This window comes from Nocardia sp. NPDC059229 (genome assembly GCF_042754165.1).
Classification (GTDB): Bacteria; Actinomycetota; Actinomycetes; order Mycobacteriales; family Mycobacteriaceae; genus Nocardia.
Window position 1 is genome coordinate 1 of sequence record NZ_JBHZAK010000007.1, and the last position, 16862, is coordinate 16862.

A 16862-nucleotide genomic window follows, 5' to 3' on the forward strand; every position below is an offset into this window, starting at 1 on the left:
GTCCTTTTTTTCTGTGTTGGGGGGGGGGGGGGGGCCCCCCCCCCCCCCCCCCACGACCGGCGGTCATGCCAAACGCTGCTTGAGGGCCTCGAACTCGTCGCGGATGCCGGAGGGCAGCTTGTCGCCGATGAACTCGAACCACTCCTCGATCAGCGGGATCTCCCGCTTCCACTCCTCGACGTTGACCGCGAGCGCCTCGTCGACGTCGGCGGTGTTCACGTCCAGGCCCTCGAGGTCGAGGTTGGCGGCGGTGGGGACATTGCCGATCGGGGTGGCCTCGGCCTCCGCGGTGCCCTCGATGCGGTTGACGATCCACTCCAGCACGCGGGAGTTCTCACCGAAGCCGGGCCACAGGAAGCGGCCGTCCTCGCCGCGGCGGAACCAGTTGACGTAGAAGATCTTCGGCAGCTTCTGGGCGTCGGCGTTCTTGCCGAGGTTGATCCAGTGGCCGATGTAGTCACCCACGTGGTAGCCCATGAACGGGATCATGGCCATCGGGTCGCGGCGCACGGTGCCGACCTTGCCCTCGGCGGCGGCGGTCTGCTCCGAGGACAGGGTGGCGCCCATGAACACGCCGTGCTGCCAGTCGAAGGACTCGGTCACCAGCGGGACGGTGGTCTTGCGGCGGCCGCCGAAGAGGATGGCCGAGATCGGCACGCCCTGCGGGTCGTCCCACTCGGGGGCCAGGGTCGGGCACTGCGACATCGGGGTGCAGTAGCGCGAGTTCGGGTGCGCGGCCAGGGTTTCCGACTCGCGCTCGTACCAGTCGTTGCCCTTCCAGTCGATCAGGTGATCGGGCTGGCCCTCCAGGCCCTCCCACCACACGTCGCCGTCGTCGGTCAGCGCGACGTTGGTGTAGACGGTGTTGCCCGCGTCGATGGTGGCCATCGCGTTGGGGTTGGAGGAGTGGTTGGTGCCGGGCGCGACGCCGAAGAAGCCGAACTCCGGGTTGACGGCATAGAGTTGCCCGTCCTTGCCGAAGCGCATCCACGCGATGTCGTCGCCGAGGGTCTCGGCGCGCCAGCCCGGAATGGTCGGCTGGATCATGGCGAGGTTGGTCTTACCGCAGGCCGACGGGAACGCGGCGGCCACGTAGTACGCCTTGTTCTCCGGCGAGATCAGCTTGAGGATGAGCATGTGCTCGGCCAGCCAGCCCTCGTCGTGCGCCATGGCCGAGGCGATGCGCAGCGAGTAGCACTTCTTGCCCAGCAGCGCGTTGCCGCCGTAACCCGAACCGTAGGACCAGATTTCGCGGTCCTCGGGGAAGTGGGTGATGTACTTGGTGTCATTGCACGGCCACGGCACGTCGGCCTGGCCCTCGGCCAGCGGCGCGCCCAGCGAGTGCAGCGCCTTCACGAACGGCCGATCGGCGCCGAGCTTCTCCAGGGCGGCCTTGCCGGCGCGGGTCATCACGCGCATCGACACCACGACGTACTCGGAGTCGGTGATCTCGACGCCCAGCTTCGGGTCCTCGGCGCCCAGCGGGCCCATGCAGAAGGGCACCACGTACATGGTGCGGCCCTTCATGGAGCCGCGGTACAGCTCGGTCATGGTGGCGCGCATCTCGGTCGGGTCGACCCAGTTGTTGGTCGGACCGGCGTCGGCCTCGGTCTTCGAGCAGATGTAGGTGCGGGATTCGACGCGGGCGACGTCGGAGGGGTCGGAGAGGGCGAGGAACGAGTTGGGCTTCTTGCTCTCGTTCAGCTTCTTGAAGGTGCCCGCCTCGACCAGCTTGGTGGTGAGGGCGTCCCACTCCTCGTCGGAACCGTCCGACCAGACCACGCGGTCGGGCTGGGTGAGTTCTGCGACCTCCTGTACCCAGGCAAGCAGTTCCTTGTGCTCGGTGGGCGCGGTGCCATCGTGAAGACCAGGAATGGTCGCTGAGGTCATGAAAACTCTCCTGAGATGGGCAGCCCCGGTGTCATCGAGCCAAGGACCACGGCTCGCGACACCGAGTGCCACCAATTGCGGCAGGGCTCCCGCTGGTCTCGACGCTTGCCCGTACCGGCTGGACGCGCGTACAAGAACGCAACGGATGCCCTGGTTCCTGCCATAGAGGTTAACGCCATATATCGGGGTGTACGGAATCGGGTTGTCCACTCGGTACCGGGTCGAAACCTCCGACCAGCCGCTGAGCGAATTCGAGTGCGGCCAGGTCACGGTCGCATGCCAGCAGTAAAGCGGGGCGCCGCTGCGCCGCCTGCCGCAATTGCGCCTCCAATTCACCGACCCGCAGATCGGTTTCCACCATGCGCGCGGTGGCACTGCCGAGCACCTCGTCGGTGAGCCGTTCCTCGGCGTCGACCAGGGCCGTGGCGACCCGCTGTTCCAGCTGGGCCCGGGCGTCGACCAGCGTGTCCGCCACCCATTGCCGCAGGTGAGCGCCATCGGCGAGGTGCCGGCGGGCGCGCACCACCCAGCCCGCGGCGGCGGCACCGAGGAGCAGACTGACCGGCACGATCGCGAAGTCGAAGGCCTGCAGCAGGGCCAGCGGAGCCACCACCAGCCGGCCCAGTCCGAAGCCGGCCGAGGCGCCGAGCGCGATCACCAGGTGGTCCTCCGCACCTCGCAGCCGCGGGCCCGGCGTGGGAACCGCCCTCGACACCCGTTCCGCGGGTGCCGGAAAAGATATATGCCATTCCTCCGCGACGGATTCTTCGACCTGACGGCACAATTCGCCGATCCGGGAGCGAATCGAGCGATCCATCTCCTGTGTGAGTTTTTCCACAGAATCGCTCACATGCCGCGGAAATTCGGCGTGTGCGCTGCGCGGCAGGCGTTCGATTTCGGCTCGCAGTTCCCCGTGCAGTGCCCGGATTCTGGCTCCGACCTCGTGCAACAGATCCACTCGCGCCAACTGCAGCCGATTCCGCACGATCGTCATGGCCGAGCCCCGCCCGCCGTCACTCACCGCCAGCAGCCGCGCCCGCTCCTCCCGCAGCCCCGCCACATCCCCGCCGTCCCGCAGCTTCCCGAGCTGCGCCCGGATCCGCCGCCGCGTCTCGGCCACCACCCGCTCCCGCACGATCGCCACCTGATCCCCCACCGCGCCCGCCCCGGCCGCCGCCACCAGCCGCGCGTGCAACAACCCCACCCCCGACCGGTCCAGCAGCGCCGGATCCGCCGCCGCCCGTGCCACCGCCGCCATCCGCGCCGACACCGGCACGATCTCCGCCCCGCTCTCGCCACCGGCCGTCGCCAGCAGCTCGACATCCAGCTTCCGCACCTCCTGCCACTGCCGATGCGCGTGAATCCCCTCCAGCGCGAACACGATCCGCGTCCCGTCCGCCCGCAGCGCCCGCACCCGCGCCAGCATTTCGCCGCCGATCAGCGCCCCGGCGTCGAGCACGACGAGCGCCACCGGACACGGGCGCGCCCCGGGTCCCGCGCCGGTCGCGGACGCGGGATCGGCGTCCTCGGTACCAGCTCCGGCCGCTGTGACGACGAGGTCGATACGCGGCCGGAACCGAGCCAACTCGACCCGCAAGGCCGCCGCGTGCGACTCGTCGCCACTGAGGAGCGCGATCGCGGTGACTCCGGCCTGCGGCTCCGGGACAATCGCCCGCAGCAGGGCCAGACCGTGCGGATTCCAGCGCATGACAACGGCTTCCACCGCCGCGGGCAGCTCGGCCGGCGATGCGGGAGGTTCGGCGACGGGTGCACCGCCCCGGACGGACCGGTCCGCATCGGCCGGGGCCGGCCGCTGCAACGGCGGCAGTTCGAGCCCGTGCAACGGCGGCGGGTCAGCGGGGCGGGGTTCGGGGATCAACACCGCTGATTCGTATCCGGCGGCGTATCCGGCTTGGCCCCGGGCGAATCAATCGCCGAGGGCAGCAGCGACGGCCTCGTAGCGGCGGTGGAGTTCGTGGTGCAGGGGCTCTATTCCGCTGGCGCAGTGGAGGATTTGCAGCAGCAGCTGCGGGGGCAGGGTGGGGTGGCGGCGGAGGGCTGCGAGAGCGCAGGAGACGCCGAAGAGGTCCCAGCGGTCCAGCAGGGCTCGGCGGGACTCCAGGTCGGGGGCGAGGTCGGGAGCGGTGAAGAGGTCGTGCGAGAGGGTGAGGGGTGGGTCGGGGCGGTCGCGATGGCGGTGGAGGGTTCGGAGGTCGGCGTCGGTGAGGGTGCCCGAGCGGGTGCGCGCGGCGAGGGACGCGACCACCGGGAAGACGGGCAGACCGAGTGCGACGGTGAGGTCGGCGGCCGCCGCGGCGGCGTCGGGCCAGCGGGCGCCGATGGCATCGGCCTTGTTGAGTACTACAAGGGTGCGGTCCGGGTGGACGGTGGCGAGCAGGCGGCGGTCGGCGTGGCCGGCCAGGCCGGGGAGAACATAGAGGACGAGATCGGCGTCGAGTGCGGGATCCGGTTGCCCGGGCTGGTCGACCGGTCGGGTTTCTTCAGCGGTGAGCAGCGACAGTGCATGTCGCAGGGTGGTTTTGCCCGCACGGGCCCGGCCCGTCACCTGGATGCGCGGAGATCGCCCGACCGGCACGCGGGCAGCCTAGCCGGAAGCCCCTGGGCGCGTGGGCATTTCGGATCACAAACAAGCAGGCCAGGCGGTGAGGAAGCAGACCGGTCCGGGTTCTTCTGTGCGCCCGCACAATTCGGCGCAACCGCTCTTCACAGACACCCGGGATTGCCCTACTCTGGCGATTCGGTCGGCATCAGGGCCGATGCACGGCTGCGGCGATCCCTCTCGGTCCACGGCCGGGCGCGACGAGGGGAGGTGGCGATGACCGTCAATGCGGACGTCATCGAATCATCCGGAACACCGGGGCCGCAAGGGACACTACGACCGGCAGCGGCCGGGCAGCCGAGCAGCCGCCCGCTGCCGTCCGGCCGGGACCCTTTCTTCCATCCGCCGCGCGGGTTCGCCCGCCACGCGCCGGGCACGATTCTGCGCAGCCGCCCGGTCGACATCGCGCTGTTCGGCCTGGTGCCGCAACACGTGACGGCCTGGCAGCTGCTGTACCGCAGCCAGGATCTGCACGCCCGGCCCGAGGTCGCGGTCACCACCGTGCTGCTGCCCGAAGGCGCCGAACCGGATGCGGAGCGCCCGCTGCTGGCCTTCCAGACCGCCATGGACGCCGTGACCGACCGCTGCGCCCCGTCCTACGCGCTGCAGCGCGGCGCCCTGTCCCCCGGCTCCATCACCCAGCTCGAATGGCTGCTGGTCGCGAACGCGCTGCGCCGCGGCTGGGCGGTCAGCATCGCCGATCATGAAGGGCCGCAGGGGAATTTCGGCGTGGCGCGCGAGCCCGGCTACCGCGGTCTCGACGGTGTCCGCGCCGCACTGCGTTTCGCGCCGCTGGGTCTGCGTGCGGACACCAGGGTGGCCGTGTGGGGCTATTCCGGTGGCGGCATGGCCAGTTCGTGGCTGGTGGAGATGGCTCCCGAGTACGCGCCCGAGCTGAATATCGTCGGGGCGGTGCTGGGCGCGCCGGTCGGTGATCCCCGCCACGTGTTCCTGAACCTGAACGGCGGCCTGTTCGCGGGCTTTCCGGCGATCGTGATCGCCGCGCTGCAGCAGGTCTACCCGGCGCTGGCCGAGGTGGTGCGCCGCGACTTCACCCCCGAGGGCCGTCGCCTGCTGGACCGCGCCCGCTCTCTGGGCCCGATCGCGGTGCTGCCGCTGCTGGTGGGCCGCCGCATGGACGACTATCTGCGGCGTCCGCTGGCGGAGATCCTGCCGGATCTCGAGGACATGTTCGACGAGCTGCGCCTGGGCAATCGCACGCCCGCCTGCCCGGTACTGGTGGTGCAGCCGGTACACGACCAGGTCATCGACGCCGCGGGCATCGACGGTCAGGTCGAGCGGTACCGGGCGGGCGGCGCGGCGGTCTGGTACGTCCGCGATCGCCTCAGCGAGCATTTCTCACTGCTGCCGCTGGCGACCCCGATGAGCCTGGACTGGCTGGCCGATCGGCTGGCCGGGAAGACTCTTACCGAACCCACAACCAAGACCGTCTGGTCGGTCGCGCTGTCCCCGGCACACTGGCGCGGCATGGTGGAAATGGCAACTACCGCAATGCGAGTCACCCTCGGACTGCCACTGCGCCCGGCCGCCGCACCGGCGTCCGGCGAGGTCTCGGGCCTGGCAGCCTGAGTGATCGCGGTCGCGGCAACCGTGGTCGATTGCTGCGCGAACTATCCGGTACTGGACAATGGACGCCGTGAACGACGCCGCGAACCACACTGCCGAGCCAGTTCCCGGGCCGCGGTCCGCCCAGGCCAACGGTGACGCCGATCACTCGGAGACCGCCATCGGCCGGCCGGATCGGCCCGCGGGCAACCGCCTCTACCCCCGGGTCACCAGCTTCCGCGCCCGCCGGGGCGCGGTATCGCCCGCGCGCCAGGACGCCTGGGATCGGGTGTGGCCGGTGATCGGCAAGGACGTCTCCGACGAAAAGCTGGATGCCGACGCCTGGTTCGGGCGCTCGGCGCCGCTGATCATCGAGATCGGCTGTGGCACCGGGACCGCCACCTCGGCCATGGCGCAGGCCGAGCCGCAGTTCAACCTGATCGGCATCGAGGTCTACAAGCCGGGTCTGGCCCAGCTGGTGCAGCGCGTCGAGCGCGAGGGCATCGACAACCTCCGGCTGCTGCGCGGCGATGCCGTGGATGTCCTGGAAAATATGATTGCTCCCGAATCGCTGACCGGGGTGCGCGTCTTCTTTCCGGACCCGTGGCCGAAGGCGCGCCACCACAAGCGGCGGCTGTTGCAGCCGGAAACCTTCGCACTCATCGCAAGTCGGCTGATTCCGGGCGGCGTGTTGCATGTGGCGACCGACCATGCGGACTACGCCGAGTGGATCGGCCTGTACGGAAATGCGGAACCCCAGCTCATCGGCATGAACGAGCCGACCGGAGGGGATCCCGAGGCCTACCGGAACAAAGCACCGATTGGTTTCGAACGCCCGATTACCAAGTTCGAAAGCAAAGGACTCCGCGCGGGTAGCGCCATCACCGAGTTCATCTGGGGGAAGATCGAATCATGAGCGTCAGTGAGATGGCCCACGGTGTGTCGGAAGTTGCCGGAATAATGCACGGCACCGATTCGACCGAACTATCGGGCACCACAGGGCTCCACGGCAATGCCGGGGTCGCCCTGGGCGGCACCGCCACCGATGTGCGCCGCGTCCTATTGGTCTGGGATGCGCCGAACCTCGACATGGGCCTGGGCGCCATCCTCGGCGGTCGCCCGACCGCCGCCTATCGCCCGCGCTTCGACGCGCTGGGCCGCTGGCTGCTGGCCCGCACCGCGGAACTGTCGGTGGGCAGCACCACCCGGGTCGAACCCGAGGCCACGGTCTTCACCAATATCGCCCCCGGCACCGCCGATGTGGTGCGCCCCTGGGTCGAGGCGCTGCGCAATGTCGGCTACGCCGTCTTCGCCAAACCCAAGATCGACGAAGACTCCGATGTGGACAGCGACATGCTCTCCCACATCGAACTACGCCGTCGCGGCGCGGGTCTGGCCGGGATCATGGTGGCCTCCGCCGACGGGCAGGCGTTCCGCGCCCCGCTCGAGGAGATCGCCGGCTCCGGCGTGCCTGTTCAGGTGCTGGGTTTCCGCGAGCACGCGAGTTGGGCGGTCACGTCGGATATTCTCGAGTTCATCGACCTCGAGGACATCCCGGGCGTGTTCCGTGAACCGCTGCCCCGGGTCAGCCTCGACTCGCTGCCCGACGAGGGTGCGTGGCTGCAGCCGTTCCGGCCGCTGTCGGCCCTGCTCACCTCCCGCCCCGCTCAAGGAGTCGCTTAGTGTTCACCCGCTGGGGCGACCTGGTCTACAAGCTGCGTTACACCGTGCTCGGTGTTGTCGTGGCGGCAATGCTCTCGCTCGGAGCCTTCGGATTCGGGCTGGAGGACCATCTCAGCTCCAGCGGATGGTTCGACCCGAACTCCCAATCCTCTCAGGCCGCGGTCCTGAAGGACCAGGTGTACGGGCGCGATCACAACAGCGACGTGGTGGTGCTGTACACCGCGCCGGACGGCAGCACCGTCGATGATCCCGCGTGGAATCAGAAGGTCATCGACAACCTGAACAACCTGCCGGTGAAGCACCCGGAGATCGGTCAGGTCAACGGCTCGCCGTGGAAGACCAACACCGGCCAGCAGCTGGCCCAGGCCGCCAGCCAGGATCGCAAGCACGCCTTCGCCTCCATCGCCATCAAGGGCGACAACGACACCGACATGGTGCGGAACTACCGGAAGGTGAAGGACGCCTTCTACATTCCGGACGTCAAGGTCGAGGTGGCCGGTCTGCAGCCGGTCGCCGGCACGCTGAACGACACCATGGCGCAGGACCAGAAGCGCATGGAGATCATCGCCATTCCGGTGGTGGCCATCCTGCTGTTCTTCATCTTCGGCGGAATTGTGGCGGCGGCACTGCCGCTCATCATCGGTGGTCTCACGGTGCTCGGCGCGAACGGCATCGTCATGGCGATCACCAAGTTCACCGAGGTGAATTCGTTTGTCTCCCCGGTAGTTTCGATGATCGGCCTGGGGCTGGCGATCGACTACGGCCTGTTCATCGTGAGCCGCTTCCGCGAGGAGGTGGCCGACGGTTACGACACCAAGGCGGCGGTGCGGCGCACGGTTGTGACCTCGGGCCGCACCGTGTTGTTCTCCGCCACGATGATCATCGCGGCCAGCGCCGGCATGCTGCTGTTCCCGCAGGGCTTCCTCAAGTCGGTGGCCTACGGCACCATCGCGACGGTCGCACTGGCCGCGGTGTCCGCGGTCACCATCCTGCCCGCGCTGCTGTCCATTCTGGGTCCGCGCGTGGATGCGCTGGGGCTCAAGCGGTTCCGCAAGACCAAGACCACCGAGCAGATCGAGAACGGTTTCTGGGGCAAGCTCACCGCCTGGGTGATGAAGCACCCGCTCAAGGTCGCCATCCCGCTGACCATCGGCCTGCTGCTGCTGATCATCCCGGTGAAGAACCTGCAGTTCGGCGGTATCAGCGAAACCTATCTGCCGCCGGACAATCCGACCCGCCTGGCGCAGCAGCACTTCGACGAGACCTTCCCGCTGCGCAAGGCCGACCCGGTCCAGCTGGTCATCATCACCGATAACCCGAAGGACATCGGCACCATCCTCAACGAGGCCAACCAGGCCCGCGGACTGCAGCCCAAGACCACGTTCTCGCTCCCGCAGACGCCGCCCAACGGCTCCAATGTGTGGACGACCTCGCGCCCGCTGGACAAGGGCAGCGACATCACCGAAACCATCGACGACCTGCGGGCGATCGACGTCCCGGACGGCGCCGAGGTGATGGTCAGCGGAACCCCGGTGATGATGCAGGACAGCATCGATCAGCTGGTCGATCGCATGCCGTTGATGATCGCGCTGGTGGTGCTGGTGACCACCATCCTGATGTTCCTCACCTTCGGCTCGCTGGTGCTGCCCATCAAGGCCGCGCTCATGAGCGCGCTCGGCCTGGGTTCCACGCTGGGCATCCTGACCTGGATCTTCATCGACGGCCACGGCGCCGGCCTGCTGAACTTCACCCCGCAGCCGATCATGTCGCCGGTACTGGTGCTGATCATCTCCGTGGTCTACGGCCTATCCATCGACTACGAGGTCTTCCTGCTCTCCCGCATGGTCGAGTCCCGGACCCAGGGGGCGAGCACCACGGAGGCGGTGCGCGCGGGCACCGCGCAGACCGGCCGCATCATCACCGCCGCCGCGCTCATCCTGCTGGTGGTCACGGGCGCGTTCGCGTTCTCCGACCTGGTGATGATGCAGTACATCGCCTACGGCATGGTGTCGGCGCTGTTCATCGACGCGACCGTGCTGCGCATGCTGCTGGTGCCGGCCACCATGAAGCTGCTCGGCGACGACTGCTGGTGGGCGCCCAAGTGGATGAAGAAGATCCAGGAGAAGATCGGCCTGGGCGAGCCCATCCTCGACGATGAGCGGCCCGGCGGCGGCGAGGTGGTCGACCTGGTGAAGACCACCCCGATCACCGACCCGGTCACCATGCAGATCCCGATCCTGTCCGACGGCACCGCCGCCCCGGCGCGGTCGCGCAAGCCGCGCCCGGCCCGCACCGTCGATGTGGACAGCGAGGCCCCGACCCAGCGCATCGACAAGGTCGAGCGGGCCCAGCCCGCCGAGCCCGCCGAGCCCGTCCAGCGCACCGAGTCCCCGCAGACCACGGAGCCCGCGCGGCCCGCCGACAGCTCCGCGGCTGCTCCGGCCCCGGAGACCAAGCGCGCGCCCGGATTCCCGTCCGCCACCATGCGTCCCGGCCACGGCGTGACCCCGTCGACGACCCCGGCCCCGGCCTTCGCCAAGCCCGTCGGCATCGGTGAGCCCGCCCCCGAGCCGCCCGCGCCGGTCAGTGAAATCGGTACCGCCGCACCGGCGGAGGTCACCCCGCCCCTCGCCCCCCGGCGCATCAGCGCGGCCTCGGAGGATGCGCCGACCACCGATCTCGGTTCCGGCCGCACCGGTCTGGGCGCCAACCCCACCGGTCCGGGCGCGGCCCGCGGCCCGATGGCCCCGCACCCCATCGGCGACTTCGCCTCTCCTGCACGGGGATCCGCGAATACCGGCGGCGGGCTGCCGCAGCGTGCGCCCGAGACCGTGGCCCCGCCGGTCGCCCCTATGAACCCGATGCCGTCGGTGTCACAGCCGGGAGCGCCTGCCGCGCCCGCGGATTCGCAGCCGCCCGCACCGGTGGTCGGTTCGGAGCGGGTGCTGCCGCCGCCGACGCCGAAGATCCCGCCGCATCCGGCGACCCGGGCGCAGCTGTACCAGCCGCACCCGCCGGAGCCGGAGCAGAGCGAACCCACCGAACAGCTCGCGGAAACCGCTGCCGAAGAACAGCATCCGACGCACCACGCCGCGCAGGATGCGCCGCAGGACGGCCCCGGCCGCAGCAGCATCGAGCAGTGGATGTCGGATCTGCGCTCCTCACGGCGTCGCCCGCCCGCCGAGAATCCGGACGAGGACGCCAAGCATCGGGGCGGCGACGGACGCACGGTGAGCGTCAACGAACTGCTCCGCCGCCAGAACCACGACTGACACCCGGACATCAGGAAGGCCCGGCCGAATCCTCGGCGGGGCCTTCCTGTTTCCCCGCGCTCCACGGACTTTCCGCGCGCTACGCGGACCGCACGCCGGAGTCCATATCGCCGAACGCGCGCGCGTAGCGGGTCCCCACCACGAGCAGCAGGACGCCCACCACCAGGAACGCCGCCGCCCGGACCAGACCGTCCAGGGTGGCCAGGTCGAAGAGGAACAGCTTCGCGAGCGCCGCGGCGGTGACCAGCAGCCCCGTGCCGAGAGCGACCTTGGCCCGCTGCGGGGTGCGCGCCAGGCGGCGCAGGCCGTACAGCAGCGCCGCGGTGGCGGCGGCCATCCAGACGATCGTCGCGACGGCGTGCCCGGCCAGAAAACCGTTGCGGCTCCCGGTGGCGATGCCCAGGGAGACGGTCAGGGCGGTCACCGCGTACAGACCCCCGATACCGGCGAACACCGACAGCGCGGTCGCCTCGGATTCGCGGTTCATCAGGCCGATCCGGCGCGCGCACCAACCGGCGACAGCCAGGGTGGACAGCACTGTCAGCGCCGACAACGCGGTCGAAAGACCAAGGTGCGCTTCAGCTTCCGACTGGTCGGCCAAGGTCGCAATGTCGGCCCGGTAGAAGAAGGTCAGCGCGCCGAGGGCGCCGAAAGCGACGCCGATGCCCGCCGCCACCCGCGACCGCTGCTGCCCGGCCACACCGAGGAATCCCATCGCGACCAGCAGCAGCGCCACCGGCAGCGTCTGCACCCGCGCGATCCCGATGCAGGCCTCGAGCAGCGCGAACGCACCTGCGAGCGCGGACACCACGGCCAGATGCCCCGGAATCCGCGCGGCGGCACCGAGTTTCGGCAGCCACGGCACCGCCGCGAAGCCCAGTAGCACCGTCGCGAAGGTGGCCGAGGCTAGTACCGACCCGGTGCGGCCGAACATGATCGGCGCGGCCAGCATCGGAACCGCTGCGGCGCCGAAGCTCAGGCTCGCCGTCACGTCCCCGGCCCGGAGTCGCCCACTGAGTACCGCACCCGTCAGCCCGGCGACCGCAATGACGATCGCGGCGGCGAGGACCTGGTACCGGCTCGAAGCCGGGGTCGCGTCTCCTCCCGGATTCAATGCCGCACCGGCCACCGCGACCAGGGTCGCGAGCACCGCCGGAACGGTCCGCACCACGTGCAGCCACGGCCAGTCGCGCACCGAATGCACCGGCAGAGCGGCAATCTGCAACACGATGAGGAAGCCCGGCAGCGCCAACTCGGTGGTCACGAAGGGGGCCAGCACCGCCGCACCCGCCAGCACCAGCACCGCCAGCCCCTGCGACCGCCACTGCACGGCCAGGGCCACGCCGCCGGCCGCGATCCCGAAGGCGACCACATAGCCGACCACCGGGTTCAGCCAGCCGTACATCGTGGTCACCGCGACGACGTCCAGGTATCCCCCGGCGATACCCGTGGCCGCCAGGGCGATTCCCCCGACCCGGCCACCCGCCTTCGCGTACACCCGGGTACCGGTCGCGACCAGCGCCGCCGAGAACACCGCCCCCGCAGCCACTCTCGGCACCGGTCCGAAGAATCCGGCCTGCGCCGCCAGCACCAGCAGCATCACCACGCCGATAAGGGTGACCGCGACACCGGCGATGGCCAGCGCCCGGCTGATGACTCCTTCCCGCTGCCACCACGGCGGACGAATCGGCCTGGCGGGCACGGCACGTCGCTGTGGCGGCGGCATGGGCTGATACCAGGGCTGCGCACCGGGTGCCGCCCATCCGGGCCGCGGCGCACCACTGAATGCTGGAATGCCCGGCGCCACAGGTGTTCCCATGGCGGGCACGGCCCAACCTGGCACCGGAGGAATCGGACCGGAATGCGCGGCCGGAATACCCTGGCCAGCAGCGGTTCCCGCGAATTGGGCGGGTTCCGGAGCCCACGCCGCACCCGGGGGAATCGGGCCCGGCGACCCAGCGGGTGCGGGCGGAACGGTAGGAGCGGGCACGACTGCGCCCGTCGCCTGGGTAGAGGCGACGGGCGCGGGGTGCGGGGTGCCGGTGTCGGCGAGGACCTGGCGGTGCAGGGTTTCGAGGTCGCGGCCGAGGAGGTTCAGGTGCTCGCTGAGCGAGGCGAATTCGGTCGACAGCCGCGCGATCAGGCGGGGATCGATGGCGGGATTCATGTCCGCCATACTCTCGACCTGGGCGTTTGCTCACATGAGTAGAAACACCCGGGCAGCGGGCGATTACTACCCGATTCGACTACCACCCGATTCGACGCGAGCCACCCGGATCGACGCGGGCGGCACCCGGCTCCGGGTCAGGCACGTCGAGCGGCGGCCTCGGCGCGGGCGATGGTGGCGCGGATCTCGGCGGTGATCAGGTCCGGGGCCTCGAGCATGGGCACGTGGCCCAGGCCGGGCAGCGGACGCACCTCGACGGCGGAGGTGGGGGTCAGTGGGGCGTAGACGTGGGGCGGGAGCACGCGGTCGCGGTCGGGCAGCAGGATGCTGGTGGGTATGTCCAGTTCGCTCAGCCGGGTGAAACCCGTTGGGAGATCCGGATCTTCGGCCAGGTCGTCGACGATGGCGCATTCGGTGATGGCCGCGGTCATCGCCTTGGCCAGCGGATTCGGCACCAGGGCGGGACGATCGGCGAGCAGCGGGAGCAGCAGGCTGCGCAGCAGCGAGGGCATGCTCGGCCGGCGGTCGGGCCCCAGGCCGATGAGCGGGCCGAAGGCCCGGAACTTGCGCAGCAGCGAATCGGCGGCGGCGGGCGTGCGCCACAGGCCCGCGGGGGCGATGGCGGTGCAGGATCGGGCGCGGCCGCGGGCGGCGAGTTCCAGCGCGATCCAGCCACCCAGCGAATTGCCCGCGATATGCGCGGTGTCCCAACCGGATTCGTCGAGCAGGCGCTCACAGTGGTCGGTCAGGGCGGCCACGGTGGCGGGCCGGGCGGCCTCGGGTCCGCCCCAGTGGCCGGGGAGGGTGGGAGCGAGCACGGTGTGCCCGGTGGCCAGCTCGTCGAGCACCGCGCCCCAGGACTGCCAGGTGAGCAGGACGCCGTGCAGCAGAAGCAGCGGCTCGCCGCCGCCGGATCGATGCACTGCCTCCGGGGTCGCGACGCCTTCCACCATGTGCGTGACCCTACCGCCCGGATCCGCCCGCCGCCGCGCTCGATTCCGCGGCACTGCGGCCTCGGGCACGGCGGTCACGCACCGTTGAGGAACCGCTTCCAGTTGGTGCCGAACGGGTGCTTGGCGGTGACGGAGCTGAACCGCAGCGTGCCGTGCACGACCAGGTGCAGCCGCCCGATGGGCGGGCCGGTGCGCACCTTGGTGTTGGCGCTGGAGCCGATCAGGTCGATGGCATTGAGGTCCACGGTGGCCTCGGCCGGCACGATCAGTTCGATCGAACTGCAGGTGTCGTTCACGTGGATCTCCACCACCTGGGTGGACATGACGGCCTGGGTGAAGTCCAGGCGCACGCTGCCCAGCATGCTGTTGATCGACAGCGCCGGCGGCACGTGCCAGGCGCCCTTGCGCTCCACGCTCGACAGCCGCGCGCGAATCACATTGGAGGGCACGGCCGGTGGCATCCGGTGCGCGGTCGCGTACCGGGGCGGCGGCTGCACGAAATGCTGCCCGGCGGGGGCGGGCTGCCCGACCAGCCGGACGCCCGGCAGATCGATCAGCACCGCATTGAGTTCGCCGCGGGTCTTGGCCGCGAGCGCGGTGTCCATGCGCTCGGTGAATTCCCCCAGCGACAGCATGCCCAGTCCGACCGCGCGCTGCAGCAGCCGGCCGACGTGTTCGCGTTCGACATCGGATACCCGCAGATCCCGGTCGCCGATCACGGCGTTGCCGGTCACGATCGCGGAAACCGCTTCAGGACCTCCCATGCTTCGAGGCTAACCAGCACGGGGCCGCCAGCGCATCAGGGCAATCCCTGAACCGTCCCCCTACTCGAGGCCCTGCTCGATGGCGTAGCGGGTCAGCTCGACGCGATTGCCGAGCTGCAGTTTGCGCAGCGTGGATTGCACGTGGTTCTCCACGGTGCGGTGACTGAGCCCGAGCCGGGTGGCGATCTGCTTGGCGGACAAGCCCTTCGCCACCATGCGCAGCACTTCGGTCTCGCGGTCGGTGAGGGCGGGGCGGTGTGGTTCGTCGTGTTCGGCGGGGGTGCCGGCGATCCGGCGGAACTCGCCCAGGACCAGACCGGCCAGGCCCGGGGTGAAGACGGCCTGTCCCGCCGCGGTGGCGCGGACGGCGTCCAGCAGTTCGGTGGCCGAGGCGCTCTTGACCAGGTAGCCGGTGGCGCCGGCCTTGATGGCGTCGAGTACGTCGTCGCGTTCGGCGGAGGCCGACAGCACCAGCACCCGGGTGCGCGGGGAGACCCGCAGCACCTCGGCGGTGGCGTCGGCGCCGTTGCCGTCGGGGAGCTGCATGTCCATGAGTACGACCGCCGGTTGCACCGCGCTCGCGCGGGCCCCGGCGGCGCGCACGCCGTCGGCGGTGGCGACCACGTCGAATCCGGCCTCGGCCAGGTCGCGGGCGACCCCGTCCCGCCAGATCGGGTGGTCGTCCACCACCATCACCGTGATTCCGGCATCCGATTCGGTCATGTCCGCCTCCGATCTCATTGTGGCCGTTCGAGGGCTCTCAGCGTCGCGGTTCCAGGGGCACGCGGAACTCCCATTCCGCGCCCTCACCGTCCGCGGGCGCCGCCTCGAACAGCAGCTGCGCGGTGCCGCCGAGGGCGGCGATGCGCCCCACGATGGACCGCGAAACACCCATGCGCCCTTGCCCTTCGGCCTCGGCGAGCCGGCCGGGCGGAATGCCGGGGCCGTCGTCGCGCACGCTCACGATGAGCTCGTCGCCGGTATCCTCCAGCAGCACATACGCTTTCGCGCCCGGGCCGGCGTGCTGGACCACATTGGCGAGGGCGGCGGCCACGGCGGCGGCGACCTCGCGCGCCGCCCAGTGGCCCAGCGGCACCGGATGACCGGGGGTGGAGACGAACACGGACGGGGTGGCCTGGGCGGTGAGCAGCCGCCGCAGATCCTCCTCGGCGCCCCCGGCGTCGGTGCGATCGCCCTGTTCGGAGACGAGCACCCGCAGCGCCACCTCCTGCTCGCCCGCGCGCTGCGCCAGTTCGGCTGTCGGGCCGCCGATTTCATTGCCGCGGCGCTTGATGTAGCTGAGTACCTGCAGGACTCCGTCGTGCACCTCGCGGGCCAGGCGTTCGCGTTCCTGGGCGGCGGCGGTGAGTCGGACGGCGCGCTGCAGCTGCGCGTGCGCGCGGCGGGCGGTATCGGAGGCCAGTCCCAGCGCGAGGCCCACCGAGATCAGGACAGGCAGCGTCGCGTCACGCCACACGTCGAAGTCCCATTGCGCCCGTGCGGTGATGACGGCGGCGGAGATGAGCAGACCCGAGCAGATGCCGCCGAACGGTCCCCACAGAATCGCCGCGGAGACAACGGCATTGGCGGCCCAGAGTGTGGTGGGCAGGGTCTGATGGTGGTGATACCAGTCGTAGGGCGCGACCAGCCGGGTCGCGAAGATCAGGGCGATGACCACGAGATGGTCGCCGACCACCACGGCCGTCCGCACCCGCGGCTCGTTCCGGATCCGCCACTGCGACAACAGCACCGCCGAGATACCCGACCACACCGCCATCACGGCGATCAGCGCCCAGCTCAACCGCTGATTGCTGTAGTACGACACCGAGGCGATCTGCTGGCCCACCGCGTACAGCAGGGTGACCAGCCGGAACGCCTGCACCGCCCGCCACAGCGGCGCGGTGGCCGCCCAGGCGGGATCGGGCTCCACCGTCCCCCGGGCCACCG

12 protein-coding genes are annotated in these 16862 nt (G+C 70.3%); 4 read left to right on the forward strand and 8 right to left on the reverse strand.

The window, feature by feature from the left end:
• Positions 1 to 63: 63 nt before the first annotated feature.
• The 3 genes from ACFXHE_RS17495 to ACFXHE_RS17505 form a co-directional block, all read right to left on the reverse strand.
• Positions 64 to 1890: a phosphoenolpyruvate carboxykinase (GTP) gene (locus ACFXHE_RS17495; RefSeq protein WP_379384198.1), complete on the reverse strand. Its 1827-nt coding sequence runs from the start codon at positions 1888 to 1890 to the stop codon at positions 64 to 66.
• 169 nt (positions 1891 to 2059) lie between these two features.
• On the reverse strand, positions 2060 to 3772 hold the full coding sequence (locus tag ACFXHE_RS17500) for a hypothetical protein (RefSeq protein ID WP_379384200.1): 1713 nt from the start codon (positions 3770 to 3772) through the stop codon (positions 2060 to 2062).
• 45 nt (positions 3773 to 3817) lie between these two features.
• Positions 3818 to 4486, reverse strand: a complete 669-nt coding sequence (locus ACFXHE_RS17505; protein WP_379384202.1) for a hypothetical protein — start codon at positions 4484 to 4486, stop codon at positions 3818 to 3820.
• A 240-nt stretch (positions 4487 to 4726) separates the two neighbouring features.
• Between ACFXHE_RS17505 and ACFXHE_RS17510 the strand changes: the two genes are divergently transcribed.
• Genes ACFXHE_RS17510 through ACFXHE_RS17525 form a run of 4 tightly spaced genes read left to right on the forward strand, consistent with a single transcriptional unit; the run spans position 4727 to position 11031 of the window.
• Complete coding sequence (locus ACFXHE_RS17510) at positions 4727 to 6100, forward strand: lipase family protein (RefSeq protein WP_379384204.1); 1374 nt, start codon at positions 4727 to 4729, stop codon at positions 6098 to 6100.
• 58 nt (positions 6101 to 6158) lie between these two features.
• Positions 6159 to 6992 (forward strand): tRNA (guanosine(46)-N7)-methyltransferase TrmB, encoded by an 834-nt coding sequence (gene trmB, locus ACFXHE_RS17515; protein WP_379384206.1) that lies wholly within the window; start codon positions 6159 to 6161, stop codon positions 6990 to 6992.
• Positions 6989 to 7759, forward strand: coding sequence for an NYN domain-containing protein (locus ACFXHE_RS17520; protein WP_364609557.1), 771 nt, complete (start codon positions 6989 to 6991; stop codon positions 7757 to 7759). Before trmB ends, ACFXHE_RS17520 begins: the two co-directional genes overlap by 4 nt.
• Positions 7759 to 11031: an MMPL family transporter gene (locus ACFXHE_RS17525; RefSeq protein ID WP_379384208.1), complete on the forward strand. Its 3273-nt coding sequence runs from the start codon at positions 7759 to 7761 to the stop codon at positions 11029 to 11031. Before ACFXHE_RS17520 ends, ACFXHE_RS17525 begins: the two co-directional genes overlap by 1 nt.
• Positions 11032 to 11110: 79 nt before the next feature.
• On the opposite strand, the gene ACFXHE_RS17530 is transcribed toward ACFXHE_RS17525, so the two are convergent.
• From ACFXHE_RS17530 to macS, 5 genes are all read right to left on the reverse strand, one after another.
• The gene (locus ACFXHE_RS17530) at positions 11111 to 13207 is read right to left on the reverse strand and encodes a DUF2339 domain-containing protein (protein ID WP_379384210.1); all 2097 of its coding nucleotides are present in this window, start codon (positions 13205 to 13207) and stop codon (positions 11111 to 11113) included.
• Positions 13208 to 13335: 128 nt separating this feature from the next.
• Positions 13336 to 14151: an alpha/beta fold hydrolase gene (locus tag ACFXHE_RS17535; RefSeq protein WP_379384212.1), complete on the reverse strand. Its 816-nt coding sequence runs from the start codon at positions 14149 to 14151 to the stop codon at positions 13336 to 13338.
• A gap of 74 nt (positions 14152 to 14225) precedes the next feature.
• On the reverse strand, positions 14226 to 14867 hold the full coding sequence (locus ACFXHE_RS17540; RefSeq protein ID WP_379384737.1) for a DUF1707 domain-containing protein: 642 nt from the start codon (positions 14865 to 14867) through the stop codon (positions 14226 to 14228).
• Between the two features lie 108 nt (positions 14868 to 14975).
• Positions 14976 to 15638 carry a response regulator gene (locus tag ACFXHE_RS17545; protein ID WP_379384213.1) on the reverse strand — a complete coding sequence of 221 codons (663 nt, stop codon included), beginning with the start codon at positions 15636 to 15638 and terminating at the stop codon, positions 14976 to 14978.
• Positions 15639 to 15675: 37 nt separating this feature from the next.
• Positions 15676 to 16860 (reverse strand): MacS family sensor histidine kinase, encoded by a 1185-nt coding sequence (gene macS / locus ACFXHE_RS17550; RefSeq protein WP_379384215.1) that lies wholly within the window; start codon positions 16858 to 16860, stop codon positions 15676 to 15678.
• Positions 16861 to 16862 lie beyond the last annotated feature (2 nt).

What these genes read in the sequence shown, in the direction of transcription:
- ACFXHE_RS17530 (WP_379384210.1), bottom strand. Translation starts at nt 13,207, where the DNA reads ATGGCGGACATGAATCCCGCCATCGATCCCCGCCTGATCGCGCGGCTG.
- ACFXHE_RS17495 (WP_379384198.1), bottom strand. Translation starts at nt 1,890, where the DNA reads ATGACCTCAGCGACCATTCCTGGTCTTCACGATGGCACCGCGCCCACC.
- ACFXHE_RS17545 (WP_379384213.1), bottom strand. Translation starts at nt 15,638, where the DNA reads ATGACCGAATCGGATGCCGGAATCACGGTGATGGTGGTGGACGACCAC.
- ACFXHE_RS17510 (WP_379384204.1), top strand. Translation starts at nt 4,727, where the DNA reads ATGACCGTCAATGCGGACGTCATCGAATCATCCGGAACACCGGGGCCG.
- ACFXHE_RS17520 (WP_364609557.1), top strand. Translation starts at nt 6,989, where the DNA reads ATGAGCGTCAGTGAGATGGCCCACGGTGTGTCGGAAGTTGCCGGAATA.
- trmB (WP_379384206.1), top strand. Translation starts at nt 6,159, where the DNA reads ATGGACGCCGTGAACGACGCCGCGAACCACACTGCCGAGCCAGTTCCC.
- ACFXHE_RS17535 (WP_379384212.1), bottom strand. Translation starts at nt 14,151, where the DNA reads ATGGTGGAAGGCGTCGCGACCCCGGAGGCAGTGCATCGATCCGGCGGC.